22 protein-coding genes are annotated in these 23,189 nt (G+C 58.3%); 13 read left to right on the top strand and 9 right to left on the bottom strand.

The features are described from left to right. Positions 1 to 37 precede the first annotated feature (37 nt). Positions 38 to 511 (bottom strand): recombinase family protein, encoded by a 474-nt coding sequence (locus AC1EJZ_RS10430; RefSeq protein ID WP_480294857.1) that lies wholly within the window; start codon positions 509 to 511, stop codon positions 38 to 40. Between the two features lie 95 nt (positions 512 to 606). Here AC1EJZ_RS10430 and AC1EJZ_RS10425 point away from each other — a divergent pair, with 95 nt between their 5' ends. After that, positions 607 to 795, top strand: a complete 189-nt coding sequence (locus AC1EJZ_RS10425; protein WP_480294851.1) for a hypothetical protein — start codon at positions 607 to 609, stop codon at positions 793 to 795. A 457-nt stretch (positions 796 to 1,252) separates the two neighbouring features. On the opposite strand, the gene AC1EJZ_RS10420 is transcribed toward AC1EJZ_RS10425, so the two are convergent. Then, entirely contained in the window at positions 1,253 to 2,812 is a 1,560-nt protein-coding gene (locus AC1EJZ_RS10420; RefSeq protein WP_034664651.1) for a SulP family inorganic anion transporter, read from the bottom strand. Between the two features lie 169 nt (positions 2,813 to 2,981). Here AC1EJZ_RS10420 and AC1EJZ_RS10415 point away from each other — a divergent pair, with 169 nt between their 5' ends. Next, on the top strand, positions 2,982 to 3,386 hold the full coding sequence (locus tag AC1EJZ_RS10415; RefSeq protein WP_005293770.1) for a MerR family transcriptional regulator: 405 nt from the start codon (positions 2,982 to 2,984) through the stop codon (positions 3,384 to 3,386). Between the two features lie 539 nt (positions 3,387 to 3,925). Here AC1EJZ_RS10415 and AC1EJZ_RS10410 read toward each other — a convergent pair. From AC1EJZ_RS10410 to AC1EJZ_RS10400, 3 genes are all read right to left on the bottom strand, one after another. Then, positions 3,926 to 5,437, bottom strand: a complete 1,512-nt coding sequence (locus AC1EJZ_RS10410; RefSeq protein WP_058237073.1) for a recombinase family protein — start codon at positions 5,435 to 5,437, stop codon at positions 3,926 to 3,928. 20 nt (positions 5,438 to 5,457) lie between these two features. Continuing rightward, the gene (gene ychF / locus AC1EJZ_RS10405; protein WP_480289430.1) at positions 5,458 to 6,543 is read right to left on the bottom strand and encodes a redox-regulated ATPase YchF; all 1,086 of its coding nucleotides are present in this window, start codon (positions 6,541 to 6,543) and stop codon (positions 5,458 to 5,460) included. Positions 6,544 to 6,720: 177 nt separating this feature from the next. After that, positions 6,721 to 7,839 carry a 4-hydroxy-3-methylbut-2-enyl diphosphate reductase gene (locus AC1EJZ_RS10400; protein WP_082628558.1) on the bottom strand — a complete coding sequence of 373 codons (1,119 nt, stop codon included), beginning with the start codon at positions 7,837 to 7,839 and terminating at the stop codon, positions 6,721 to 6,723. Between the two features lie 179 nt (positions 7,840 to 8,018). Here AC1EJZ_RS10400 and xseA point away from each other — a divergent pair, with 179 nt between their 5' ends. The 3 genes from xseA to AC1EJZ_RS10385 all read left to right on the top strand — a co-directional run bounded on the left by xseA (position 8,019) and on the right by AC1EJZ_RS10385 (position 10,902). After that, positions 8,019 to 9,320 carry an exodeoxyribonuclease VII large subunit gene (gene xseA, locus AC1EJZ_RS10395; protein ID WP_092648736.1) on the top strand — a complete coding sequence of 434 codons (1,302 nt, stop codon included), beginning with the start codon at positions 8,019 to 8,021 and terminating at the stop codon, positions 9,318 to 9,320. A gap of 84 nt (positions 9,321 to 9,404) precedes the next feature. Then, positions 9,405 to 9,689 (top strand): exodeoxyribonuclease VII small subunit, encoded by a 285-nt coding sequence (locus tag AC1EJZ_RS10390; RefSeq protein WP_070725725.1) that lies wholly within the window; start codon positions 9,405 to 9,407, stop codon positions 9,687 to 9,689. A 259-nt stretch (positions 9,690 to 9,948) separates the two neighbouring features. Continuing rightward, the gene (locus AC1EJZ_RS10385; RefSeq protein ID WP_480294848.1) at positions 9,949 to 10,902 is read left to right on the top strand and encodes a PfkB family carbohydrate kinase; all 954 of its coding nucleotides are present in this window, start codon (positions 9,949 to 9,951) and stop codon (positions 10,900 to 10,902) included. A gap of 15 nt (positions 10,903 to 10,917) precedes the next feature. Here the strand turns inward: AC1EJZ_RS10385 and AC1EJZ_RS10380 are convergent, their stop codons facing one another. After that, the gene (locus AC1EJZ_RS10380; protein WP_058237078.1) at positions 10,918 to 11,679 is read right to left on the bottom strand and encodes an isoprenyl transferase; all 762 of its coding nucleotides are present in this window, start codon (positions 11,677 to 11,679) and stop codon (positions 10,918 to 10,920) included. A gap of 248 nt (positions 11,680 to 11,927) precedes the next feature. On the opposite strand from AC1EJZ_RS10380, the gene trhA reads away from it, so the two are divergent. Together trhA and greA are read left to right on the top strand one after the other, a co-directional pair. Then, positions 11,928 to 12,611: a PAQR family membrane homeostasis protein TrhA gene (gene trhA, locus AC1EJZ_RS10375; protein ID WP_058237842.1), complete on the top strand. Its 684-nt coding sequence runs from the start codon at positions 11,928 to 11,930 to the stop codon at positions 12,609 to 12,611. A gap of 204 nt (positions 12,612 to 12,815) precedes the next feature. Then, positions 12,816 to 13,301, top strand: coding sequence for a transcription elongation factor GreA (greA, locus tag AC1EJZ_RS10370; RefSeq protein WP_058237079.1), 486 nt, complete (start codon positions 12,816 to 12,818; stop codon positions 13,299 to 13,301). Positions 13,302 to 13,502: 201 nt separating this feature from the next. Here the strand turns inward: greA and AC1EJZ_RS10365 are convergent, their stop codons facing one another. Then, positions 13,503 to 15,011, bottom strand: a complete 1,509-nt coding sequence (locus tag AC1EJZ_RS10365; RefSeq protein WP_480294845.1) for an AI-2E family transporter — start codon at positions 15,009 to 15,011, stop codon at positions 13,503 to 13,505. Between the two features lie 300 nt (positions 15,012 to 15,311). On the opposite strand from AC1EJZ_RS10365, the gene msrA reads away from it, so the two are divergent. Then, on the top strand, positions 15,312 to 15,932 hold the full coding sequence (msrA, locus tag AC1EJZ_RS10360) for a peptide-methionine (S)-S-oxide reductase MsrA (protein WP_480294843.1): 621 nt from the start codon (positions 15,312 to 15,314) through the stop codon (positions 15,930 to 15,932). Positions 15,933 to 16,062: 130 nt separating this feature from the next. Here the strand turns inward: msrA and AC1EJZ_RS10355 are convergent, their stop codons facing one another. Next, positions 16,063 to 16,461, bottom strand: a complete 399-nt coding sequence (locus tag AC1EJZ_RS10355; RefSeq protein ID WP_058237082.1) for an FKBP-type peptidyl-prolyl cis-trans isomerase — start codon at positions 16,459 to 16,461, stop codon at positions 16,063 to 16,065. 42 nt (positions 16,462 to 16,503) lie between these two features. Further along, positions 16,504 to 17,463, bottom strand: a complete 960-nt coding sequence (locus tag AC1EJZ_RS10350; protein ID WP_092648739.1) for a Bax inhibitor-1/YccA family protein — start codon at positions 17,461 to 17,463, stop codon at positions 16,504 to 16,506. A gap of 496 nt (positions 17,464 to 17,959) precedes the next feature. Between AC1EJZ_RS10350 and AC1EJZ_RS10345 the strand changes: the two genes are divergently transcribed. The 5 genes from AC1EJZ_RS10345 to AC1EJZ_RS10325 all read left to right on the top strand — a co-directional run bounded on the left by AC1EJZ_RS10345 (position 17,960) and on the right by AC1EJZ_RS10325 (position 22,454). Further along, positions 17,960 to 19,192: a tyrosine-type recombinase/integrase gene (locus AC1EJZ_RS10345; RefSeq protein ID WP_480294841.1), complete on the top strand. Its 1,233-nt coding sequence runs from the start codon at positions 17,960 to 17,962 to the stop codon at positions 19,190 to 19,192. A 398-nt stretch (positions 19,193 to 19,590) separates the two neighbouring features. Then, entirely contained in the window at positions 19,591 to 19,812 is a 222-nt protein-coding gene (locus tag AC1EJZ_RS10340) for a helix-turn-helix domain-containing protein (protein ID WP_480294839.1), read from the top strand. Next, positions 19,809 to 20,069 (top strand): helix-turn-helix domain-containing protein, encoded by a 261-nt coding sequence (locus tag AC1EJZ_RS10335; protein ID WP_480294838.1) that lies wholly within the window; start codon positions 19,809 to 19,811, stop codon positions 20,067 to 20,069. The genes AC1EJZ_RS10340 and AC1EJZ_RS10335 overlap by 4 nt, the downstream gene beginning before the upstream one ends. A 325-nt stretch (positions 20,070 to 20,394) precedes the next feature. Next, complete coding sequence (locus AC1EJZ_RS10330; protein WP_480294835.1) at positions 20,395 to 21,246, top strand: bifunctional DNA primase/polymerase; 852 nt, start codon at positions 20,395 to 20,397, stop codon at positions 21,244 to 21,246. After that, positions 21,243 to 22,454 (top strand): AAA family ATPase, encoded by a 1,212-nt coding sequence (locus tag AC1EJZ_RS10325; protein WP_480294833.1) that lies wholly within the window; start codon positions 21,243 to 21,245, stop codon positions 22,452 to 22,454. Before AC1EJZ_RS10330 ends, AC1EJZ_RS10325 begins: the two co-directional genes overlap by 4 nt. Positions 22,455 to 23,189: the final 735 nt, after the last annotated feature.

Below are 23,189 nucleotides of genomic sequence, written 5' to 3'. Positions count from 1 at the left end.
GCTTACCGGGTGCGAGCGCTAGCGGCGCAGCCTGTGCTTAAGCGTCGGTGTCAATGCGCTTGAGAGCGCGATAGATTGTTGGCCGCGAGACGTTGAATGTCCTGGCTACTGCGCTGACAGACTTGCCGCCCTCGATAAGCTCCTTGGCGATCTGCGCCTGCTCCTTATCGAGCTTCGGCTTGGGGCCGGCGACCCTGCCCTGTGCGCGGGCGTGCGCCACGCCTTCACGGGTGCGCTGGACAAGCAGGTCACGCTCCCACTCGGCAAGACTCGCCATGACGTTGATAACCACCTTGTCGGTGGGCTTCGACGTGTCCAGCGCTGGCTCCAACACCTTGACGTTGATGTCACGCTCCGCCAGGTCGGCGATGGTGTTCACGGTGTCAGCGAGGCTGCGGCCGAGCCTGTCGAGGCGTGTGACGACGAGGGTGTCGTCGGGGCGCATATACGCCAGCGCGTCATCGAGGCCGGGCCGCTGCCAGTTGGTGCCGGAGATGGTGTCTGAGTAGATGTGGTTCGGGTCGCAGCCAGAGCCTGAACGCTCAGATGACTTCGAGCCTGACTTCTAGCCTGGAACCGCTGGTAGAAGTAGCTGTATCTGAGGCAATGTCGAAAGAGTCCGAAAGCCTGCACAAGGCAGCAGAAGCATCTAAGAAGGCTCGCAGCGCCCTGCTCCAGGAGAAGGAGTCCAACGAAAAGCTGCTGGAGAAGATACGTGCAGAGCGCAAAAAGTACAACGACGACATGGAAAAGTCGAACACGAACTTTATTAAGGCCTGCATGTCTGCCTCGTAGATTGCAGCCAGTGTTCTCTTCGTTGCTATCGCACTCGTTGCTGTCGGAGCCTTGGGGAACGGGCTGCTAAGTATGCTCGGCATACCCGACGGCGTGTCTGCCTTGTGGGGTCACGTCCAGGAGGCCAACGGCATCGGCCCAACACTGGGCTGGTTGGCGTTAACACTTATCGTCATAGCGGTTCTTATAGCGCTTATGACCTGGATGTTGTCCCAGGCTGCGCCGGGTATTGCTCACTTAGTCGAGGAATACCGTCGCAATCACCCGAGGAAAGAAACGAACCACTAACTAGAACACGTGCACCGTAAAAAGTAAAAATCCCCACAACACAGCGTAGCGGTTAACCGCTACGCTTCTTTTATGCTCTTCCTATGCCCCAACTTTGCAACAGCACCAATAAACTGGCGCCCCGGTTATAAGTTGGGGCGCCAAGTCGATGTGCTCGAGTCGGGGGATGTTAGTGGCCGGTGCCAAGCCGGCCAGACAGGCGGTTCAGCCGGTCCTGACTGGGACCGTCGAGCCCGATAATGGACACGGTTTTGCCTCTGTCCTGGAACTTCTGCGTAATCGCGTCAAAGGTCGCGACCGTGGAGGCATCCCAGATCTCCGCCTCAGTGAGATCAATAGTGATATGACGGGCAGAATCGGTGTAATCAAAGCGATAAACCAGGTCATTGCTTGATGCCCAAAACAACTGGCCATGCACCCGGTAGGTACGAGTATCAATCTCTCCATCGCCGTCGCCGTCGATCTCGGAGACCTTTTCAATGGAAGCGATATGTGCCATCCGACGGGCGAACATGATCATCGCGGTGACCACACCCAACACCACACCAATGGCCAGGTTGCTGGTGGCTAGGGTGGCAATAATCGTCACGGCCATAACAATGGTCTCAGAGACCGGCATGAGTTTAAGGGTGCGTGGATGCACCGAGTGCCAGTCGATGGTGCCGACCGAGACCATGATCATGATTGCCACCAGCGCAGCCATCGGGATCATGCCAACGATGTCGCCCAGTGCCAGGACCAGGACCAGCAGGAACACACCGGCTAACAGGGTGGATAGGCGGGTACGTGCCCCGGATTCGCGGACGTTGATCATGGTTTGACCGATCATCGCGCAGCCACCCATGCCGCCGAAGAAACCGGAGGCAATATTAGCCACCCCCTGTCCCCAGGATTCACGAGTTTTATCGGAATGAGTGTCGGTGATGTCATCGACGAGCTTGGCGGTCATCAACGATTCCATGAGACCGACCACGGCCATGGCCAGGGCATAAGGCGCGATGATCTGCAGGGTCTCCAACGTCCACGGCACGTTCGGAATAAACAGGGACGGTAAGGTTTCCGGCATCTTGCCCATGTCCGAGACCGTCGGGACAGTCAAACCGGCGGCAATGACCAAACCGGTGAGCACGATAATCGTGACCAGCGGGGCGGGGATCACACTGGTGAGCTTCGGGAAGAAAATCATGATCACCACACCCAAGCCGACGAGTGGGTAGACTATCCAAGGCACATCAATGAGGTGTTCGAGTTGGGCGGTGAAAATCATAATGCCCAGTGCATTGACGAAACCCAGCATCACCGATCGGGGGATAAAACGCTGAAGTTTCGCCACACCGAGGGCGCCGAGCACGATTTGTAGGACACCGCCCAACAGGACGGTGGCGATGAAATAATCCATCCCGTAACCACGCGCCACAGGAGCAATGACTAGGGCAATAGCCCCGGTGGCGCCGGTGATCATTGCCGGGCGGCCACCGGTAAAGGCGATCGCAATGGCCATGACTACCGAGGAAAACAGACCCATGGCTGGGTCAACACCGGCAAGGATGGAAAAGGCAATGGCCTCAGGGATCAGCGCCAGGGATACCGCCAGTCCGGCCAGAATCTCTATACGGATACGGGCGGGGGAAGAAAATGCGTAACGGAAGGATGCGATGATCCCGGTAGGGGCATCAGCGCCGTCTGGACTCAGGAGGGGGCGGGGGGCCGCCGTGCTAGTTTCAGTCATAGATGTCCAATCTTTGAGGGGATAGGTAACTGGGCGAACGCCCGAAAGGAATCCAACCCTCTAGTAACTTTAGGTTTGGTGATGGTGGTCATGGTAGCGGGAGTTTTACTCAACCGCCAACCCAGGCACAGGAACCCGTGGGCAACATCACCGTGAAGGAGAACAGGCAATGCAAAACAGTAATTTCAAGATCGGCGAGGTCGTTGACCAGACGGGGTTGTCGATTCCCACCTTGCGTTATTATGACAACGTTGGCCTGATTACCCCATCGGGGCGTAGCCCTGGTGGGTTCAGGCTTTATAGTGAGGCTGATGTACGTCGTGTTTTGCTGGTGCGACGGATGAAACCGCTGGGGTTTACTCTGGATCAGATGCGGGAATTCCTGGAAGCTGCGGAGATTCTTCATAGTTCAGATGGCGGGCAGGACAGTGATACCGCACAGCAGGCACGGAGTAATGCCAAGGCCACCCTTGCCGACATTCGTGAGGAGACGCGCACCCGCTACGAAAAGCTACGCAAGCAAATTGCCTACGCTGAGGAATTCCTCGATCTGGTCAACACCCTGGCACCCTAAACTGCCCCCATCCTTCGCAGGGAGAAAAAGACCATCGTATTGAATGCGCTCTGTCGAATCGCGTTCCAGATGAAGTGGACGAACGCCCGCGGCCTCTCCGGAGTGGATGGCGATAGTACAGAGGACTTCTGAAATCCGTGCAGACGACTCCTCAAAACGACACAGTCATCCAAGGTCACAAAATCGAAAATTGTCACTTAACCCCATCACTTCCAAACCGGCTTAAGTGACAAAATGCCATCGCTAAAGTCCCGATTTGAGTCCCAGGACGTGCGCCTTAAGAGAAATAACTAAAGCCCCTACCAGTGTTTCTCCTGGTAGGGGCTTGGAAGTTGGTAGCGGGGGCAGGATTCGAACCTACGACCTCTGGGGTAACAAGAGCCGTGTCATACTTTCCCCGAACGCCACGGTTGAGCAGTGTCACCCCCGATACACGAAGGCAGATCTCCCCCGAACTGCCGGCTCCGTGGCGTTCCTTCGTAGGAGCGTCGCGCGTCGCAGCACATGCGCGCGATTGTTGACGTGTCACACACTGCAACCTAGTTCCACACGATCTGGACTGATTCGGGGTTAAAGGTCTTGCTTCCGCGCACGCCACGGCGCAGGCGCACCTGGCACAGGGTGTTGATGACACGGCGCTGCACGGCAAGCTCTGCGTTGTCGAAGGCGTCCACGGGCGAGGCGTAGCCGGTTGTGTCGAGCAGCGCCGATGCGCCAGCAAGGCGGGCACGGCGCGTTTCGAGTTTCTCGATCTGCGGCTCATAACGGTTTCGCGCGCGCTTGAGGTCACGGGCCTCGATAAGCTCCTCGTCGTAGTCAGCCTGGACGCGGGCGAGCTTTGCGCGAAGCTCAGCGAGTTCGTCGTCGATGGCGTCGACCTCGTCGTCATCCGCAGTCGGCAACAGGTCTGCTAGGTCGTCACGACCAAGGCGGGCGCGGATCACGGCGAGCACAAAATCATCGACGCTATGCGTGCGCACTAAGCCACAGGCGGCGCAGCGGTAGCGGTCGGCATGCGTGCGCACGGGATTGCCACACTCGTCGCAGACATACAGACCCGAGCCAAGATGGCGGCGAGTATTACGCCGCTCCTTGTTGGTCAGCCGGTCGGGATCATCGAGCACGTTCTGCACGCGCCACCACAGATCGGGTGTGACGATCGGCTCCCACTGCCCTTTCACCGGCTCGCCGGTATCGGGGTCGCGGACGATATGCGTGACACGGCGGTATTTGTTCTTCACGCCTTTGCGCTTGGCCTTCTTATAAGTGGAGTAACCCGCATACACGGGGTTGCGCAGGATCGAGTGCAACGACGTGTAGGCCCACGGCTGCGCGTCGGGAACCGGCTTTTCTTCCTGGCCTTCAGCGCGGCGTCGAGCGTTGCGCTCTGTGACCACGGTGTACATATGGCGCGGCGTGGTCGGGATATCCGGCAAGCCCGGTTGATCGACCCCAGATAAGGCGCGCGCAATGTCGCGCATGGAGTTGCCCCTCTCGACAGCGCGGAACATACCGAGCACGGCGGCGGCTTCGGATGGAATGATCTCGCCGGTGGAGGTGTAGCCGATAGGGCGCACACCGCCGGAGTACCAGCGGCCCTGCTCGGCGCGTTGCTGTTGCGCACGAGACTGGCGCATGCTCTTTCGCTCGATCTCGCCGCGTGCCACGGCTGCTTTGATGCGCGCGTACATTCTGCCGCCGTCGGTGGCAAGGTCAGCATCACCGTTCGCAGTGACGAGTTTCAGCCCCTGCTCCTCTGCCCTGTCGATCCACTCTTCGAGCTGCCAGGGCTGCCGTGTGAGGCGGTCGAGGTCCCAGCAAATGATCGCGTCGATCTCGCCGCGCTCAAAGGACGCCACCATCGCGTCGTAGTCGGGGCGGTCCACGTCCTTCTTCGACGCGGAGATCGACTGATCGACGTAGGTATGCACGACGTCCCAGCCGCGTTGCTCGGCAAGGGCTTCGCAGTCCTGGCGCTGCCGGTCGATGGCGAGGCCGTCCATGGCAGCATCGAGCGAGATACGGAGGTAAATAGCAGCACGTGTTGTCATGCCGCTAACACTAGCGCGCCTCAGGTTACATTGAAACGAAACTCCACCACGTCACCGTCCTGCATGACGTAGTCTTTGCCTTCCATACGCACCCGCCCGTGAGCGCGCGCCTCCGCCATCGAGCCCAGTTCAACCAGCTCGTCGTAGCTAACGACCTCGGCTTTAATGAAACCTTTCTGGAAGTCGGTGTGGATGACGCCGGCAGCTTCGGGGGCGGTATCTCCCTGGTGAATCGTCCATGCCCGTGATTCCTTGTCACCAGCGGTGAGGAATGTTTGCAGTCCGAGGGTGCTAAATCCCACGCGCGCCAGCTGATCCAAGCCAGATTCTGCTTGCCCTGACTCTTCGAGCATTTCGCGGGCGTCATCCTCGTCAAGTTCAATGAGTTCGGACTCGAATTGGGCGTCCAGGAAAATGGCGTCAGCGGGTGCGACGAGGGCGCGCAGTTCATCCTGCTTGGCGCGATCTGCCATCCCCTCGGAATCCATATTGAAGACATAGATGAACGGTTTCGCCGTCATCAGCTGGAACGATTTAAGGGCATCCTGGTCGAGCGCTGCTCCCTCGGGCCCGGATAGTACGGTGCCTTGTTCAAGAAGTTCGAGGGCGGCTTTCGCCGTCGCCAGAACTGCCGGATCTGTTTTCTTACCCTTGACCTCTTTGTCGAGGCGAGGGATTTGCTTTTCAAGGGTCTGAATATCAGCAAGGATCAGTTCTGTTGAGATGGTCTCAATGTCACTGGCCGGATCAACTTTGCCTTCGACGTGGACAACGTCGGGGTCGTCGAATGCGCGTGTGACCTGGCAGATTGCGTCTGCCTCGCGAATGTTGGCAAGAAACTGGTTGCCCAGGCCTTCGCCTTCAGAGGCGCCACGCACGATGCCCGCAATATCAACGAATGAGACGGTGGCGTGAATGATCTTTTCTGAGTTGAACATTTTTGCTAGAACGTCCAGACGAGGATCAGGCAGCGGTACCACTCCCACGTTTGGTTCGATCGTGGCGAAGGGGTAGTTCGCTGCGAGCGCTGATGCGCGCGTCAGGGCGTTAAAGAGGGTCGACTTGCCGACGTTGGGCAGTCCCGCAATTCCAATAGTCAAAGACACGTGCCCTATTGTAGGCATTCCTGTGCGCGTATGCGGAAAGCCGTGTCCTGCGCCTCATTCATGTGTGTGCCGAGTGGTCGCGTGCAAGCGACCACTCGGCACACACCAGAAAATTCGCGCAGATATCTTGTGGTGAGTCAGCAGCGTCTCGCGCCTTCGTTGCACCGGGCGTCACCGTCAATGCGTGTGGTTCGCACCTGACTGCCGCGGTGCGTGCGGGCGCGCATCGATCAGCCCCGACTTCTTGAGCTCCATACGCAAATTACGCGGCAATGCAAACGTTGTCGTCTCGGTTTCGGTGCGCACTTGCTCAACGTGCGTCAAACCGCGTTCTTTCAGCCACGCGATGACGTCTCGCACCAACACTTCCGGCACGGACGCACCCGATGTGACACCAACCGTCTGAGCACCTTCAAACCATTCTTCGCGCAGCTCACTTGCTCGGTCAACACGATGAGCCGAACCGGCACCGGCATCCAGCGCAACTTCCAGCAGCCGCACAGAATTCGACGAATTCGCCGATCCCACCACGATCATGACATCAACGTCAGGCGCAATCGACTTCACTGCAACTTGCCGGTTTTGCGTCGCATAGCAAATATCGTCACTGGGAGGATCCGTCAGCTCCGGGAATCGTTCACGCAGCCGGTCAACCGTCTGCCGCGTCTCGTCAACAGAGAGCGTGGTCTGCGAAATCCATACCACGCGCGAGGGGTCACGCACCGTCACCGAGTCAACCTCGTCAGGCGATCCAACGACCTGAATATGGTCGGGAGCCTCACCAAACGTCCCCTCGACTTCCTCGTGCCCCTGATGGCCCACCAGGATAATGTCATAGTCTTCGCGCGCAAAACGCACCGCTTCGCGATGCACTTTCGTCACGAGCGGGCACGTCGCATCGATAGTGGCGAGGTGACGCTCCTGCGCTGCGGCCACCACCTGCGGTGACACTCCGTGCGCGGAAAACACGACCCGAGCTCCCTCGGGAACTTCGTCGACTTCCTGCACGAAAATCGCGCCGCGCTCAGACAGAGTTTCCACCACGTATTTATTGTGAACGATCTCTTTGCGCACGTAGATAGGCGGCCCGTACAGTTCGAGCGCTTTCTCCACGACGTCGACCGCTCTGTCCACGCCCGCACAGTACCCACGCGGCGCAGCGACGAGCACGCGCCCGCCTTCAGGCGTCTGGTCCTGGCCTGATCCGGCCCCACCATCATCTTGCGGCGGCCGTGGGAACGAGGGCGACGGAAGCGACACGGGAGATGCGCGATGCGCAGCGGCGTCCTGATTCATACGTCCAATCTAACGTCTATGACACCTATTGACATCCTCAGCGTAATGAATCCCACGTCACGGCAGCGCTCCACCGTCCGCATCGTCGTGTGATGTGACATCCTTGGATCGTGTCATTTTCACAGTCTCCGCATATGCCAGATGGCCGCCAGCCCGGAAGCGGCCGGCCACCCTCGTCAATGAACGCGGGCCAGCCCGGTGCGCGCACGCTCGCCCCCAAGGCAGCGATGACGACGAGGGAGAACCCATGGCCTCTGCGACTGCTTACTGAGAACATCAAGACCTATGTCGAAAAGATGTCGACACTGTGGGTTGAAGGCCAGATCGTCGAATACAAGCCGCGACCTGGCACTCGTATGGCGTTTTTCGTGCTGCGTGACGTGCAAGCGGATACATCCATGACTGTGACCGCGTTCCCTTCGGTACTGGACCGCACCGGCCCGGGCTTTGAAGAAGGGGCGCGCGTGGTGATTCGTGCGACTCCTGTGTTTTGGGAGAAGCGCGGGACGCTCAATCTGCGGGCTGAGGAGATCCATCTGCAGGGACTGGGCGATTTGCTCGCGCAGATTGAGATGCTGCGCCGCAAGCTTTCGGCCGAGGGCCTGTTTGCTCCCGAACGCAAAGTCCCGCTGCCGTTCGCCCCGAAGGTGATTGGTTTGGTGTGTGGCCGCAACGCCAAGGCAAAAGATGACGTCGTGGTCAACGCGAGCGCGCGCTGGCCTGCGATCGGCTTTGAGATTCGCGAAGTTGCTGTTCAGGGCGTGCACGCGGTGCGGGAGGTGTGCGCGGCGATGACTGAGCTGGACGGGCTGAGCCATGTTGATGTCATCGTAGTGGCCCGTGGTGGCGGCTCGGTCGAGGACCTTTTGCCGTTTTCTGATGAGACGATGGTGCGTACTGCGGCAACGATTCGTAAACCGCTTGTTTCAGCCATTGGGCACGAGGCCGACGCTCCTCTGCTGGATCTGGTTGCTGATTTTCGTGCGTCCACGCCGACGGATGCGGCCCGCCGTGTCGTGCCGGATTTGGCGCAGGAGACTGCTGGGCTGACTCAGGCCGCCTCGCGCATGCGTTCTGCGGTTGCGCGCGTGGTGGGCAGGGAGCGCGAGCGTCTCTCGTTGGTCACGTCGCGTCCAGTGATGGTCGAGCCAAGGGCGATTGTCGAGCGCCACGTGCAGGTTGTGGACGGTTTGCGCGGCCGTCTGTCAGTGGCGCTGTCGCGAATGCTGTCCCGCGAGCAAACGGGGTTGGCTCGAGCGATCGGCACGTTGAGGGCTCTGTCCCCTCAGGCAACGTTGGATCGCGGGTATGCCCTGTTGCGCACGCCGGGTGGAGATCTGATTCGCTCCACTGATCAGATAGCGAAAGGCGATTTACTTGAGGGCGTCTTAGCGTCGGGCCGACTGGTCGCTCAAGTGTTCGGCTTCACTCCTGCTACCTCGGATACCTCCGCATCAGAAGATGATCCCCTCGCCAACTAATGCGCAAAGCTTTGTTCATTGTGCCGAGTGGTCGCGTGCACGCGACCACTCGGCACACACAAGAAAACTGGGAAGGAAAAGTTTATGAGCCAGAATGGCACCTCACCTGTGGAGAACCGGCCGGATGCCTCCACTATGGGATACGAGCAGGCACGCGATGAACTCGTTGAGATCGTCGGTGTTCTTGAATCAGGCAAGGCTCCCCTCGAAGCAACCCTTCAGCTGTGGGAGCGAGGTGAAGCTCTCGCCACGCGCTGCCGCACGATCCTGGACCAGGCTCAATCCCGCCTTGAACAGGCAGACGCCTCAGACCAGCCACACGACGATGCGAGCGGCTCATCTGAACAAGCAGACGGCGCTCTCAGGTAGGCGACCACTCGCGGTCACGTCGCCTCTAGCACCGCCCGAGCGCACACCGTCCCTAGCACCACTCGGGCGCACGCCGCCCCTGGCGCCACATGACCGCACTCCGCCCCGTTCTCCTCGACCATGGAGTCTGCAGGCGTTGCCAATTTCCGCTGCATACCCACATTCGATAGGCTAAGCACAGAACGCACTCGTGCGCTCTTCCCCACCAGTTCGGGCGCACCCGCACAGAAGCGTGTACGTCACCAGTCAGGAAGTTTCAATGGATATCTTGTCTGCCCCGCATATCCTCGCCATCGGCGAGTCCCTCGTGGATATTCTGCACCGCCCCGACCGCCCCGATGATGTTGTGGAGACACCCGGCGGCTCTCCCGCAAACACGGCGATGACACTGGGTCGCCTGGGTCGTCCGATTGTGCTGGAAACGTGGCTGGGCCGCGATGAACGAGGGCGGACAGTGGCTGAACACTTCCGCGACTCCCACGTCTATATTCCACCGGAATCTTTCGGCGCAACACGCACAACGACGGCGACCGCCACATTGAATGAGCGAGGTGCCGCGACCTACACCTTCGATATTGAGTGGGCTCCGCGCACGCCTATCCCTGTTTCTCCCAATGCCCGCATCGTGCATGCCGGGTCGATTTCCGCTGTTATTCAGCCAGGTGGTCCCGCCATTCTTGACGCGCTGCACCGCGCACACGATCAGGCCATCGTCACCTACGACCCGAATATCCGCCCCGACATTATGGGCTCACCGGAAGAATCGATCGACACGATCCTCGACTTCGTGCGTGCAGCTGACATCGTGAAGGTCTCAGATGAAGACATCGCATGGCTGACGAATGATGCACCACTGGACGAGGTCGTGTCTGATTGGCTCGGACTTGGCCCGTCGCTTGTCATCGTCACCCGCGGAAGCAAGGGTGCCATGGCTCGTTCAGTGAGTGGCATGCAGTGCGCGGCCACCCCTGCTGATATCCCAGTGGTTGATACTGTCGGCGCGGGTGATTCGTTCACCGGCGGTATCATTGACGCGCTGTGGGGTCTTGGCCTCGTAGGGGCTGACGCGCGCGAAGCGTTGCGGACCCTTGACGAGGCGACCGCAATGAAGATTTTGACGCGAGCCTCACGAATTTCAGATATCACTGTTTCGCGTGCCGGCGCCAACCCACCGTGGCTGTCGGAGCTGAGCGAATCGGAGCTGAACGACTAGCTCGCCTGCGCGCAATCAGCGCCCCATACGCCGTTCACGTTGCGCATAGGAGCGTAGCGCGCGCAGAAAATCGACGCGTCGGAAGTCAGGCCAGTACGCCTCACAGAAGTACAACTCGGTGTGAACACTCTGCCAGATCATAAAGCCGGATAGCCGCTGCTCACCCGAGGTGCGAATCACAAGGTCCGGATCAGGCTGCCCCTTGGTGTACAGATGATTCGTGATGTCTTCGTCAGTGAGCGAATCAGCAACTTCTTCCAGCGTGCGCCCCTGCGCAGCCGCATCTCGCAGCAAAGAGCGCACCGCATCAGCAATCTCATGACGCCCGCCGTAGCCAACCGCGATGTTGACGCTCAGGCCATCCATATCTTTCGTTGCGTCCTGGGCGCTGCGCAACTCGTCGGCAAGATCCTCGCTGAGCAGTGACAAATCACCGACAACACCGATTTTCCAGCGACGCTGAGCGGCCAAGGCGCGCACGGCCTGTCCAATAATGTCAAAAAGCTCGTCGATCTCATGCTGATCGCGCTCCAGATTGTCGGTAGAGAGCATCCATAGCGTGACGATCTCAACTCCGACCTCTTCGGCCCACTCCAAAAATTCTGCAATTTTCCCGGCACCGGCGCGGTGACCGTGAGACGCTGTGGTTCCAATGGAACGCGCCCAGCGGCGGTTTCCATCCAAGATGACCCCGACGTGACGGGGAATCGACCCATGAGCGATTTCAGAGCGTACTCGCCGTTCATACAGGTCGTAGAGCAAATTCCATTGCGCCATCGGGACCTCCCATATGTTCTTGCACCAACTGTATACCTCACGCCTCGAACTCAGAGGGCGAAGGATTGCCCCGTGGATTTCGCCTGTGGAGATTGTGGCGGTCCCGCTACCTAACTTACGGTATCGTAGGGAAGAGGGCGGGGTGGTCATCACGGCCCCATCACAGCGCCACCGCGGCGCCCCGCGGCCCCCACCAACGCGTCACTGTCCCTGCGAGAATGCGAGTTCGGTAAGGAGAGATGTCAGACATGAAGATTGCATCTATTCACCCCACCCAGTGGGTTCCAGAACAGCTCATTAGCGTCAAGCCGCACTTTCGCGGATGGCTCCATCTGGTCGCCACTCCCCTGTCACTGGCCGCCTCGATCGTTCTCGTGTGCCTGGCACCTACCACAGCGACTACATGGGCCTCGGCTGTCTACCTTGCCGCATCGCTCATCCTGTTCGGCATCTCGGCGCTTTACCACCGTTTCTACTGGGCTCCCAAATGGGAGACGCTATGGCGCAGACTCGACCATTCAAACATTTTCCTGCTGATCGCCGGCACCTACACACCGCTGGCTGTCGCCCTCCTGTCCCCGCATGATCAGGTTGTTCTGCTCTCGATCGTGTGGACAGGTGCCATCGCAGGCATTCTCATTAACCTGTTGTGGCCGGCAGCGCCCCGCTGGCTGGCAACGCTGCTGTACGTTGTGTTGGGCTGGACCGCCATATGGTATCTGCCTGCTCTGTGGTCTGGTGGTGGCCCCGCCGTCGTGTGGCTCGTCATTGCAGGTGGTTTGCTGTATACACTGGGTGCCCTCGTCTATGCGACGAAATGGCCGAATCCCTCGTCCAAGTGGTTTGGGTTCCATGAGATCTTCCACTCGTTCACGATCCTGGCGTGGGCGTGTCAATGCGTCGCCGTGTACATCGCGGTCCTGACTGCTTAAGCGTGTGCCACCAGCGGCGTTGGTTGTTTTGTCGTCATTGACGAGGGTGACCCATGCGCCGTTTCGTCCGGAGATGAAAACGAGACTTTCGCCGCTTTGAATATGGCTTTAGTCGCTCTTATTGTTACACTGACCCCAGTTCATCGTTTTGTCGCTCCGGCACCACACCACGGTGCCGGACTTTTTCATTGAAAGGAAGGAACCATGGCGGACACTCAGTGGCTGACACGAGCCCAATATGATGCCCTCAAGGCAGAGCTGACTGAGAGAATCGAGCAGCGTCGCCCGGAGATCGCCAAACTGATCGATGCGGCTCGCCAGGAAGGCGATTTGAGGGAGAACGGCGGCTACCATGCTGCCCGAAATGAGCAGTCCATGAACGAGACACGAATCCTCGCACTTCAGGAGATGCTCGAGCATGCGGAGGTGGGAGAAACTCCCGCCAACGATGGCGTGGTGGAGCCTGGAATGGTCGTCACTGCAACGGTGGCTGGCCGTGAGCAGAAGTTCCTGCTCGGCTCACGCGATGCCGGCGGCGATCTGGGTATCCAGGTGTTCTCCGCTCGCGCACCGCTGGGTGCAGCGGTGATGGGACATAAGCCTGGCGACAAGCTGACCTATGAGGCGCCCAACGGTAAGACCATCGAGGTTGAAATTCTCGAGTGTGTGCCTTACGGACAAGAAGGATAATTACTCTCCAGACGGGTGCTCCCCGAAAGAGCGGCTGACTGTGTTCAACCGTCTCTTTCGGGGAGTTTGCTATATGAAGGGCCCACGCGCATGCACCTGCCAGCCTACGAGTGAACGTTTAATTAGAGTTTTGGCTCACCGCGTCGATGCCGGCTCAGCGTGATCGCCGAGCGCATCAACGCTTGCTCTCGAGGCGTCAGCTCACCGCGTTGAGGAGGATGAGCCTGCTGGGTCGCCCTCGTCGCTGGATGATCCACCCCGGGCTGCAGCAATTTCGTTGCTGTCACCCTGCGCTCGATCATCGTCAGCGTGAGAATCATGAGCGTCAGCGTGGCTGCCGCTATGGGAAGTATCCTCGTCTGAATCTGACGTGACGGCTTCGTTCTTGTTGTCCTTGATGCCGTCACCGTCTTCGTCATCATCAGAGGCATAGGACTGCGCGACCATCTCATCCAACATTCCTGGCGGGCCTCCAGGTCTGTTCTCCTGATCGCGAAGGGCGGGTATGGGGTCATATCCGTGCAGGTAAAGGAACGTTGAGTTCAGGAATGCTGCGATCGGCACGCCGAAAAGAGCGCCGGGAATGCCGGCGACCGCGCCGGCACCTGCCACAACCAGCAGGACGGCGACTGGGTGCAGGGATACTGCAGAGGACATGAGCCAGGGCTGCAGAATATTACCTTCGATCTGCTGGACGGCGAGGATGATCAGCAGCATGAACAGTGCGCGCGCCACGCCCTGATCCACCAATGCAACGAGGACGGCAATGGTTCCAGACACCAGGGCGCCAACGATCGGGATGAACGAGCCGAAAAAGACAAGCACGGTGATGGGGATCGCCATCGGCACGCCCAGTGCCCACGCACCGATACCGATACCGATTGCATCAATTGCGGCAACTTTGATCTGCGTGCGCACGTATGCCGACAGGGTGACCCATCCGCGGATCGCTGATTCGTGGACCGGGCGGCGCGCTGGCGCCGGGAACAGGCGTACCACCCATAGCCAGATCCGCCTGCCTTCGCGCATGAAGAAGAACAGGCAGAACAACATAATGAGGGATCCGGTCAGAACTGACGCAAGAGAGCTCGTCAGGCTCAGTGCGCCTGTTGCGAGGGCCGAGGAGTGTGCGCTCAAGAACTGGGTGACTTCTGTGCGGATTGTCTCGATGCCCTGTTCAATGGTGGCCGTCTCAAGTCCGAACGGGCCGTTAGAGACCCATTCGACCGCTTTATCGAGACCTTGGGAGGCTTTGGAGACTAGGGATGGGACCTGCCGGATGAGTTGTCCGGCGGCTCCAGCGATGATTGTCACGACGACGAGGAGGGCGACGACCAATCCGGTGGCAGCTGCGGCTGTCTGCGGAAGGCGAACCTTGACGTGCAGGAAACGCACCAGCGGCTCCAGCAGGACTGTCAGAAGGACGGCAATCGCAACCGGAAAGACAATCAGGGACAGTTGGACCGCTCCCCACGCCACGACGGCAACGGCAGCGATAATGATCAGGAGGCGCCACGACCATGCTGCAGCCACACGCACAGACCATGTCACGCCCTCATTTGCGTCACGAGACCGAGGCGAGACAGCAGGCTCGTGGAAGCTCACGACTTCGTCGTGGTCGCGAGACGATGAATGGGAGCGGCGTCGTGGCCATTTGCCCATCCAGTTATTCAGCCGTTCCGTATACGGCGTGTCGTGGCTTTGCGCCATGGTGATCCTCACTTTCAGTGGAGCGTCAACAGTCAACCTGCATCTGGCTGGCGCAGTTCGCGTCGCGGGCTCGCGCGCCCGACCTCGTCAATAATGCACGGTGTCTCTGATCTGAGGCGGCACGTGCCAGCTCGAGACAGTTCTCATCGTGGGATGTGTGCGAGGAGAGCTTGAGGCACAGGTTAAATGTCGCACGATAGTCTACGTGACATTCATGCTCTCAGCGCAATTAAGGGGAAGCGGGTGGGCATTTGCGTACGGCAATGAGACAATATCGGCACCAAGAGAAAGCGAGCCACAATGTTTGAGTTCCACGACGCCATCAATGTGCATGATGATCCGAACCGTCACGTTGTCCTGGGAACTCCGCTGGATATGGAACCTGGAGAGGGCCAGGAGCTGATCTATTTCGCTGCTGGCTGCTACTGGGGAGTCGAAAAGATTTTCTGGGAAACACCGGGGGTTGTGGCCACTGCCGTCGGCTTCATGGGCGGGCATGCTGATCATCCAACTTACAGGCAGGTGTGTGCCGGCGGAACCGGGCATCTCGAGACTGTGCGCGTCGTGTATGACACGTCGAAGATTTCCACCGGCCAGATCATTGCCACGTTTTTTGAAATTCACGATCCCACGCAGGGTGATCGACAGGGCGGCGATATTGGCCATCAGTACCATTCGGCGATCTGGACGACCACTGATGAGCAGTACGACCTTGCCGTGCGCACGCGCGAGGCCTACCACGACGCAATCAGTGAGCATGGCTTCGGAGCCATTACCACCCATATTGCGACGGCGGCCGATGGCGGGCAGTTCTGGTTCGCAGAGGATTCCCACCAGGGCTATCTGTTTAAGAACCCTGATGGTTATCAGTGCCATTCACGCACGGGCTATGCGTGCCCCGTTCTGAAGTCCCGTTCCTGAAGCTGGCGCTGCTGCTCGGGTCGCTCTGATCTCAGCCGAGGTCTCAGTCTTTTAAATCAAAAGGGTCCTTGCGGATGTGTCCGCAAGGACCCAGTGAATTGAGACGTATCGATGATGCCTCAAGGTGGTGCTAGTGCACTCCCAGAATGTCAGTCACGAAGACCAGGGTGTCTCCACCTTGGATACCTGCCTGCGGTACCCCGTGGTCGCCGTACCCGTATTCTGCCGGAATTGACAGCAAGACGCGTGAGCCAACACGCTGTCCCACCAGGCCATCATCCCAGCCGCGGATCACCATTCCCACACCGATCTGGAAGCTCAGTGCCTGGCCTCGGTCATAGGAGTTGTCAAAAACCTGTCCGTTCCACACCTGGCCCAGGTAATGGCACTGAATCGTGTCGCCCGGCTCCACTTCCTGGCCATCACCCGCGCGCAGCACTTCAATCAGCAGCTCATCGGAGGGCTGTGCATCTGTGAATGCGACAGTCGGCTTGCGTCCAAACTCGCCTTCGACGTGAACGTTTTCCATAGTGCGTTGTCCTTACTGTGACGTGTAATGATGAAAGCGAGTCTACTCGCGGAAGTATGACAGGAGGCGCAGAATCTCCAGATACATCCACACGAGAGTCACCATCAGCCCGAATGCGCATGTCCAGGCAAACTTTGAAGGAGCCCCCTGCTCGACGGCCACCTTGGCCACCTCGAAATCACCAATCAGGCAAATCGCGCCGATGAAGACGCAGAAGACACCGATGAAGACCCCCAGCGGGATTCCCATAACCGTGATGGAGCGCAGTGACGAGTCGAGCACGCCGGTGATGTTGAGCAGGAACGACACGATCGAGAAGGTGATGATGCCGAACAGAGAAATCATGGCAAACCTGGCCATCTTCGATGAGTAGCGAACTTTGCCAGACGCATACAGAGCCAGTGTGACGCCAAAAACGCTCAGAGTACCCACAACCGCCTGAAGGACGATCCCGGGATACACGATTTCCATGACTGATGACACGCCGCCCAGCGCGAGGCCTTCAGCAGCTGCGTACACCATCGTCAGTCCCGGCTTCGGTGAACGTGAGAACGAAATAATCAAAGCCAGCACGAATCCGACGGCCAGGCCGCCAAACATCAAACCAAGCCCCATCGACGGGTTGGCACGCGTGACAGCCCATGCTCCGGCAGCTGCGACAAGCAGAATCCCAAAAAGGATTCCGGTCTTGACGATGACATCGTCGATTGTCAGTCGGCCACGATCCACCGCATCAGCAGACGGCTGGTTGTAACGCTGCTCAAATTCCTCAAACTGGTCCGCCTGCTGAGGGTAACGAGGGTACCCCTGCTGCGTTGCAGTGCCGGCCGAAGCGCCAGCGCCAGCCTGATGGGCGTAAGGATCAGCGTACTGCTGCGACTGGTAATTGGTATATCCGCTGTTGCCGGGGGCATACCCTGGCATTCCTGGATAGCCAGCTGGAGTGGTCTGCGCCGAGCGCGTCTCGTCTTTCACCAGCTTCTTCAATACGGGGTTGGACATTGTGCCTCCTTCTGGCCAGCGCGCCCCGGGAACAGGCGTTGCCGGAAACAGACTGACCCACTACTACCTGTCTTAAGGTTTTCACGTTTGCGGCCCGACCGCTAGCCCATCGGTGTCTTTCTTATTGAGCCGACAGCGAGATCTGGCGATCCCTTTCGGCGCATCGCTCGCCCTTCACCGATTCAAGGTCAGCTCTCCACAGGAGAATTTCCGAGTCAGAATTCGCATGGGACTCCCTCGTCAATGAACCTGCCGCGTCCGGCAAAGACCCGGCGAGCATCATTTCTGCCGCTTGCGTGCCCGACTCCGTACCCCCAGTCAGACACGAACCGGATTCTTGCCTAGCTCAGAGTTTGCGCCTTTTCGTTGATATAGAGCAGAAAAGTAGTGTTTGCATTAAATGCCCATAGTGCCTGTATTATGCTTGTTTTTAGGTGTTTCGGGGAACGTTCGGGGAACGTTCGGGGAACGAAACGCACTCAAAGGAGCCATCACCATGCCACGCAACACGCCCCAACAACAGCGACCTTTTGGCAAGATCAAGCGCCTACCGTCCGGGAATTACAGGGCGGATTATCCAGACCCACGCAGAAACGGGAAGCGAATAGCCGCCCCGGCCACGTTCTCACGCAAGGAAGACGCACAAGTATGGCTATCAGGTGAGAAGCAATCTATTGACCGGGGAACGTGGAAAAGCCCTGAACAGGTGGAGCGTGAACGCATCGAAGCAGAACGCAAAGCCAAGTATGAGAACGTGACCTTTGGCGAGTACTACGGCACGTTCCTCAGTGGCGTTAGATGGGCGACGTCTACGGCTCGCCCACGAAAGCAACGCGCTAAAAACTACATCTTGCCATTTTGGGAGAATATCCCGATCAGGCAGATTGACAAGTACATGATTGACCAGTGGGTGACCGAGGTTGTCGCACCATTGGGCTACGGGCAGCGCGAGGAAGTATGGCGCTTGTTTAAGCAGATATTGAGAGCAGCGGAAGATTCCGACGTGATCGATGTGGTGCCGAAGGTCAGCAGACACTCGAAGGATCTTATACGCCCACAGGTCAATGAGCCGCCCGCCCGTCGCAACCGCGCTTTATCGCGTGAGGAAGTACAGAACGTGATAGCCGAAGCGTCGCACGACATTAGACCCGCCCTAGTTCTCATGGCTGTTACCGGCATGAGGCCGGGCGAGGTTAGGGGCTTGAAGCCCAGGGCGATTGACTTCAAGAACAATCTTGTGCGCATCGAGCACACAGTGAGGATGGAAGGCGAGGCGCAGCATGGCGAGGACAGCGCTAAGACGCGCTCCAGTCTTCGCACCATTCCGATTGATCCACGCATCACAGCGATGTTGAAACAGCACATTAGTAGCCATATGACCGGGATAGATTCCTACCTGTTCCAGTCACCCAAAGAAAAAGGGCGAGCAGTCTCACTGAAATGTTTTCAAAAGACCGTGAAGGCTACACAGGTACGACACGGCTATGAGCGGATGGCACCCTACTGTTTGCGCCATACGTTCGAGACGCAAGCACAGCTAACCAGTGGTGCCATCATGATGGATGTTGAAGCCATGATGGGGCACGAGGTCAGGAATGATCCGAACATGCAGCGCCGCTATTCTCACGCAAGCTTGGAGCGCCAGCGCCTTGTAGCCACCTACATGGCTGATTGGGTGCTGAATCCACCGGCAAGCAAGGAAGAAACGAGAACCGACATCGTGGGCTAGCGGCCACCACATAGCAGAAATCTAGGACTATAGTCCCAATCGGGCCTTTCTTAGGAAACATACAAAGCCGTCAATTTGTTGACGCATTTGTCAATTGTTTGCCAAGCGTAGAAAAGAAGATTACTTCATTCCGATACATAACAACACATAACAACTAGAACCAGCTATTTGCCGATTGCCCAAAACGTCTACATAACGTTGAAAACAACACGCCCTAAAAAACGTGTCTGTTAGTTGCACCCGCGCGTTTCTTGTGCTGCACTGAATTACGTCAATGTAACTCATGCACTGACAAAAGAAAGCGGGTCACCCGCTCACGATGGCTAGCGCGCCAACGCTAACCGAGCGGGCGACCCCACACCACAACCCACCACCAAGGAAGGTTAGGTATATCCATAATGACACGAAGGTGTAGCACTTGCGCAACACCCCGCGGCGAACTTCTCACAATTAGGCAAGCCGCCCAACTCATCGGGGTTCACCCCGCAACCGTTAGGCGCATGGTCACACGCGGGGAAATCAAAGCCATCAAGGTACCCGGCAAGCACAGGATTACTCGCATCCCCCGCGCATCACTCAACGACGCTTTCACACCCGCGAGCGCGGGAGGTGCCAAGTGAGTGCACCAATGAACAACCCGGCAACCCGGCAAGCGTGTAGGGACGAGCACAGGCACTACCGCGCTTACATGAAGGTCAGCGACTTCACGGCCTTCACGGGCATTGCACCGAACACGGTCTACAAGTGGGTCAAGCAGGGGCGGATTAAAACCGTTGAGTTCGGCTCGCGTATCTTGATCCCGGCTGACGAGATGGAGCGCCTATTAACCGAAGGCGTGCCCACACCCAACCCGTACAGGGACGGTGACGCGGCATGACATCCCAAGCAACCCCACAGGCAAGACGGTGGAAAAAGACGCGGCCAGCGGACGAAGACATCATGACTACTCTCGAAGTGTGCGAGATGCTGAACTTGGATCAGGAAAATCTCGCATTTTGGTGTCGTAACAATAACGTGAGTGGCTACATTCTTGGAGCGCGAACAATCTTCGACCGGCAAGACCTGTTAGACACTATCGAACCGTGTTCGTCCCCCTTGCAGACAGGCAGGCGGGTCATCATGCAGTCGGGATGTTTTAACACGTTCGACGAGCTTCACAAGAAACTTGACCTGTTAGAGGGGCGGCGACCGCGGTGACGAACATGTGTGAAATCGCAGTGGCTTACGCGCAAGCCGGGTGGCCTGTTCACCCGTGCCGTGAGGTCAACAATCGTGTGAACCCGAAGACCGGGGAACTCGAGGGCGGCAAGAGCCCCTACTTATGGCAAGTGAAAGGGAAAGGCGGGCACCTACTTGCAACAACAGACCCCGCGCAGATCGCTAAGTGGTGGGACAAGTGGCCTTACGCGCTGATAGGCGTGGCGCTACCCGAAAACGTGCTAGTGATCGACCTTGACACGGACGACGCGCGAGAACGGTTAGAAGAGCACACGGGCACGCTCCCAGGCACGCTGACAGCGCGCACAGGCCGCGAGGGTGGCGGAACGCACCTGTACTACGTTGCCAAGACAAGCGACCTTATACAGAGCGTCGGCATCATCCCAGACGTTGACCTACGACTACACCCCAAGGGGTACGTGATAGCACCCCCAAGCGTCCATCCGGACACGGGCACGCCCTACACGTGGGTCAACCCAGGAACGCCTATAGCCATGCTCCCAGAGCACGCACAGGCAGCACTGTACGGGCTACAGCACAAGCCCCGAAAGCCACGAAGCCGCGTCCCACGACCCGAACCGATCACCAGCAGCCAGTTACACGCGTTGAACGACAAGCGCGCTCGCGGCATCGTGAAAACCATGCAAGACGCTCCAATTGGAGAGCGCAACACAATACTAAATTGGGCGGCCTACACCTTATGCACCATCGGCAAGAGCGACACTCTTCCCGAACTGGAACAGGCGGCAGCGCTCACAGGGCTAGACGAACGCGAGATTGAAAGCACGATCCGAAGTGCAAAAGCTGGAGCCAACAAGAACGGGGGCGCGCAATGAGCACGTTCATCCCCGAACTTCCCACAAGCGAGCAGATCACACAGATAAAAACCATGCTTGCCCTACCTGTCTTATGGGCGAAAGAGAAGGGCTCTATCTATGTTGACCCCAAACTAGCAACCATCCGCAACGGGCACTGGCTAGACGCTCAAGAGTTCCCACCCTTACAGTGGATGGTTCCCGGATTGATCCCCGAAGGCATGGGGCTTCTAGTGGGAGCACCCAAGCTAGGCAAGTCATGGCTAGCCCTCTCAATCTGCCTACAGGTAGCAGCGGGCGGCGTTGTCCTCGAAGCGTGCATAGTCGAGCCCCGTCCCGTCCTCTACCTCGCGATGGAAGACGGCAACAGGCGACTACAAGACAGGGCACGCAAACTATTGGGCGGGGCACCACTGCCCCAACAATTCGAGTTCGCAATCTACATTGAGCACACAGCCAACGATGTCATAGGCGCATGGCTCGAACAGCACCCACACGGCCTAGTCGTATGCGACACGCTCCAAAAAGTCAGACCCAAACGCAAGAACGATAAAGACGTGTACGGCGAAGACTACGACGCAGTGGGAGACCTCAAACAGCTAGTAGATGTTCACCCCGGTTCAGGACTACTCGCAGTCCACCACACGAACAAGGCGCGCGGCGGTGACTTCATGGACGCAACCAGCGGAAGCAACGGCATCAACGGGGCAGCAGACTACACAGCACTACTGACCCGCGCTAGGAACCAAGGCGACGGCCTATTACAGCTCACAGGCCGCGATGTGATCGAAGCCGAATACGCGTTGAAGTTCAACGAAGGCCGCTGGATGGCAGTAGGCCACGATCTTGGCATAGCAGCAGACGCAGCAAAAGCAGACAGGGACAGGGGGCAGTTAGGTGACGAAAGTATGAAGATACTGGACTACGTTCGCACCGAGCGGCCAGAAGGAGCCACCCGCAAACAGGTGGCGGAAGCCTTAGGGATTGAGCCATCGAAAGCGGGTACCTACCTTAAACGCCTGTTTGATAGCGGCAAGCTTTCAAAAGCAGGCAGAGGCCTATACATACCTGTTACAAGTGTTACAAGTGTTACAACTGGCATAAGTGACACGACTGTTACAAGCATTGATACACCTGTAACAGAAGAACAGAAAATAACACAAATAACACATGTAACAGGTACCTGTAACAAGGGGGGTGTGATAAACACACAACCCGAAGACCACTAGAAACCTCTTCAAGCCCGCGAGCGCACACGTCCTACCTGTGGACTAAAAGCCTTACCGGCGCTCGCGGGCACACCCCCCCGCTAAAGGGGGGTCGCTACTACTAACCCCCCTCTTAGTGGTGCCCCATGGGACAGGCCAACCCGGCACCAGCACTTCCACGGCGGCACGGCAAGACCCACAACCCTAAGCAGTACTTAGCCCCAGCGCGCGCACTTCTACGGGGGGTCGTGAAACGCTACCCCCTCTACGCTTCAGGGAGAGACGCAGGACTGCCAGCAAGGAATCCGCCATGAGCGCGTTTTCAGTGGTGCGAACACCCCTTACCCGCGGGGGGAAACACGACACGGCTCCTAACCGAACCCACAACAAAACCGAACACCCAGCGAAACCGGCAACGCTGAACCCACCCACGCGCATACCCTGAAAGCGCGTGAGAACCACTCACAGGCACGCTAGCGAGCGTGCTGGGGTATGCCCCTCACCCCCGGCCGCTTCGCTCCCCAAGGGCGTATAGCGAAATATCTCCCTGAAAGTTTTTACCCAAGACCCGGGGCAACGGGGTCGTGAAACGCTACCCCACATTTGAGAGCTAATACCGTAGCTAGTACCGATGCTTCCCAGGGCGGCCAGCAGGGGGGAACGAAACGGAACCCTCCTTTTTTGTGGAACGCACAGCCAACGCAACGACGAAAAGTCACACTTAGGGGGACTACCCCCACCACAGCAGGGCGCGCC

It is taken from the genome of Pauljensenia sp. C0170B5 (genome assembly GCF_056590195.1).
Note: the sequence above shows the minus strand (reverse complement) of the source record. Positions and strands in the feature narration are given on the sequence as shown.

Excerpts from the sequence above, each read along its gene's own strand:
- AC1EJZ_RS10425 (WP_480294851.1), top strand. The coding sequence starts at position 607 with ATGTCGAAAGAGTCCGAAAGCCTGCACAAGGCAGCAGAAGCATCTAAG.
- AC1EJZ_RS10385 (WP_480294848.1), top strand. The coding sequence starts at position 9,949 with ATGGATATCTTGTCTGCCCCGCATATCCTCGCCATCGGCGAGTCCCTC.
- AC1EJZ_RS10380 (WP_058237078.1), bottom strand. The coding sequence starts at position 11,679 with ATGGCGCAATGGAATTTGCTCTACGACCTGTATGAACGGCGAGTACGC.
- AC1EJZ_RS10410 (WP_058237073.1), bottom strand. The coding sequence starts at position 5,437 with ATGACAACACGTGCTGCTATTTACCTCCGTATCTCGCTCGATGCTGCC.
- AC1EJZ_RS10330 (WP_480294835.1), top strand. The coding sequence starts at position 20,395 with ATGTGTGAAATCGCAGTGGCTTACGCGCAAGCCGGGTGGCCTGTTCAC.
- AC1EJZ_RS10400 (WP_082628558.1), bottom strand. The coding sequence starts at position 7,839 with ATGAATCAGGACGCCGCTGCGCATCGCGCATCTCCCGTGTCGCTTCCG.
- AC1EJZ_RS10365 (WP_480294845.1), bottom strand. The coding sequence starts at position 15,011 with ATGGCGCAAAGCCACGACACGCCGTATACGGAACGGCTGAATAACTGG.
- AC1EJZ_RS10345 (WP_480294841.1), top strand. The coding sequence starts at position 17,960 with ATGCCACGCAACACGCCCCAACAACAGCGACCTTTTGGCAAGATCAAG.
- greA (WP_058237079.1), top strand. The coding sequence starts at position 12,816 with ATGGCGGACACTCAGTGGCTGACACGAGCCCAATATGATGCCCTCAAG.
- xseA (WP_092648736.1), top strand. The coding sequence starts at position 8,019 with ATGAACGCGGGCCAGCCCGGTGCGCGCACGCTCGCCCCCAAGGCAGCG.
- AC1EJZ_RS10415 (WP_005293770.1), top strand. The coding sequence starts at position 2,982 with ATGCAAAACAGTAATTTCAAGATCGGCGAGGTCGTTGACCAGACGGGG.
- AC1EJZ_RS10420 (WP_034664651.1), bottom strand. The coding sequence starts at position 2,812 with ATGACTGAAACTAGCACGGCGGCCCCCCGCCCCCTCCTGAGTCCAGAC.
- trhA (WP_058237842.1), top strand. The coding sequence starts at position 11,928 with ATGAAGATTGCATCTATTCACCCCACCCAGTGGGTTCCAGAACAGCTC.
- AC1EJZ_RS10340 (WP_480294839.1), top strand. The coding sequence starts at position 19,591 with ATGACACGAAGGTGTAGCACTTGCGCAACACCCCGCGGCGAACTTCTC.
- msrA (WP_480294843.1), top strand. The coding sequence starts at position 15,312 with ATGTTTGAGTTCCACGACGCCATCAATGTGCATGATGATCCGAACCGT.
- AC1EJZ_RS10325 (WP_480294833.1), top strand. The coding sequence starts at position 21,243 with ATGAGCACGTTCATCCCCGAACTTCCCACAAGCGAGCAGATCACACAG.
- AC1EJZ_RS10355 (WP_058237082.1), bottom strand. The coding sequence starts at position 16,461 with ATGGAAAACGTTCACGTCGAAGGCGAGTTTGGACGCAAGCCGACTGTC.
- AC1EJZ_RS10390 (WP_070725725.1), top strand. The coding sequence starts at position 9,405 with ATGAGCCAGAATGGCACCTCACCTGTGGAGAACCGGCCGGATGCCTCC.
- AC1EJZ_RS10350 (WP_092648739.1), bottom strand. The coding sequence starts at position 17,463 with ATGTCCAACCCCGTATTGAAGAAGCTGGTGAAAGACGAGACGCGCTCG.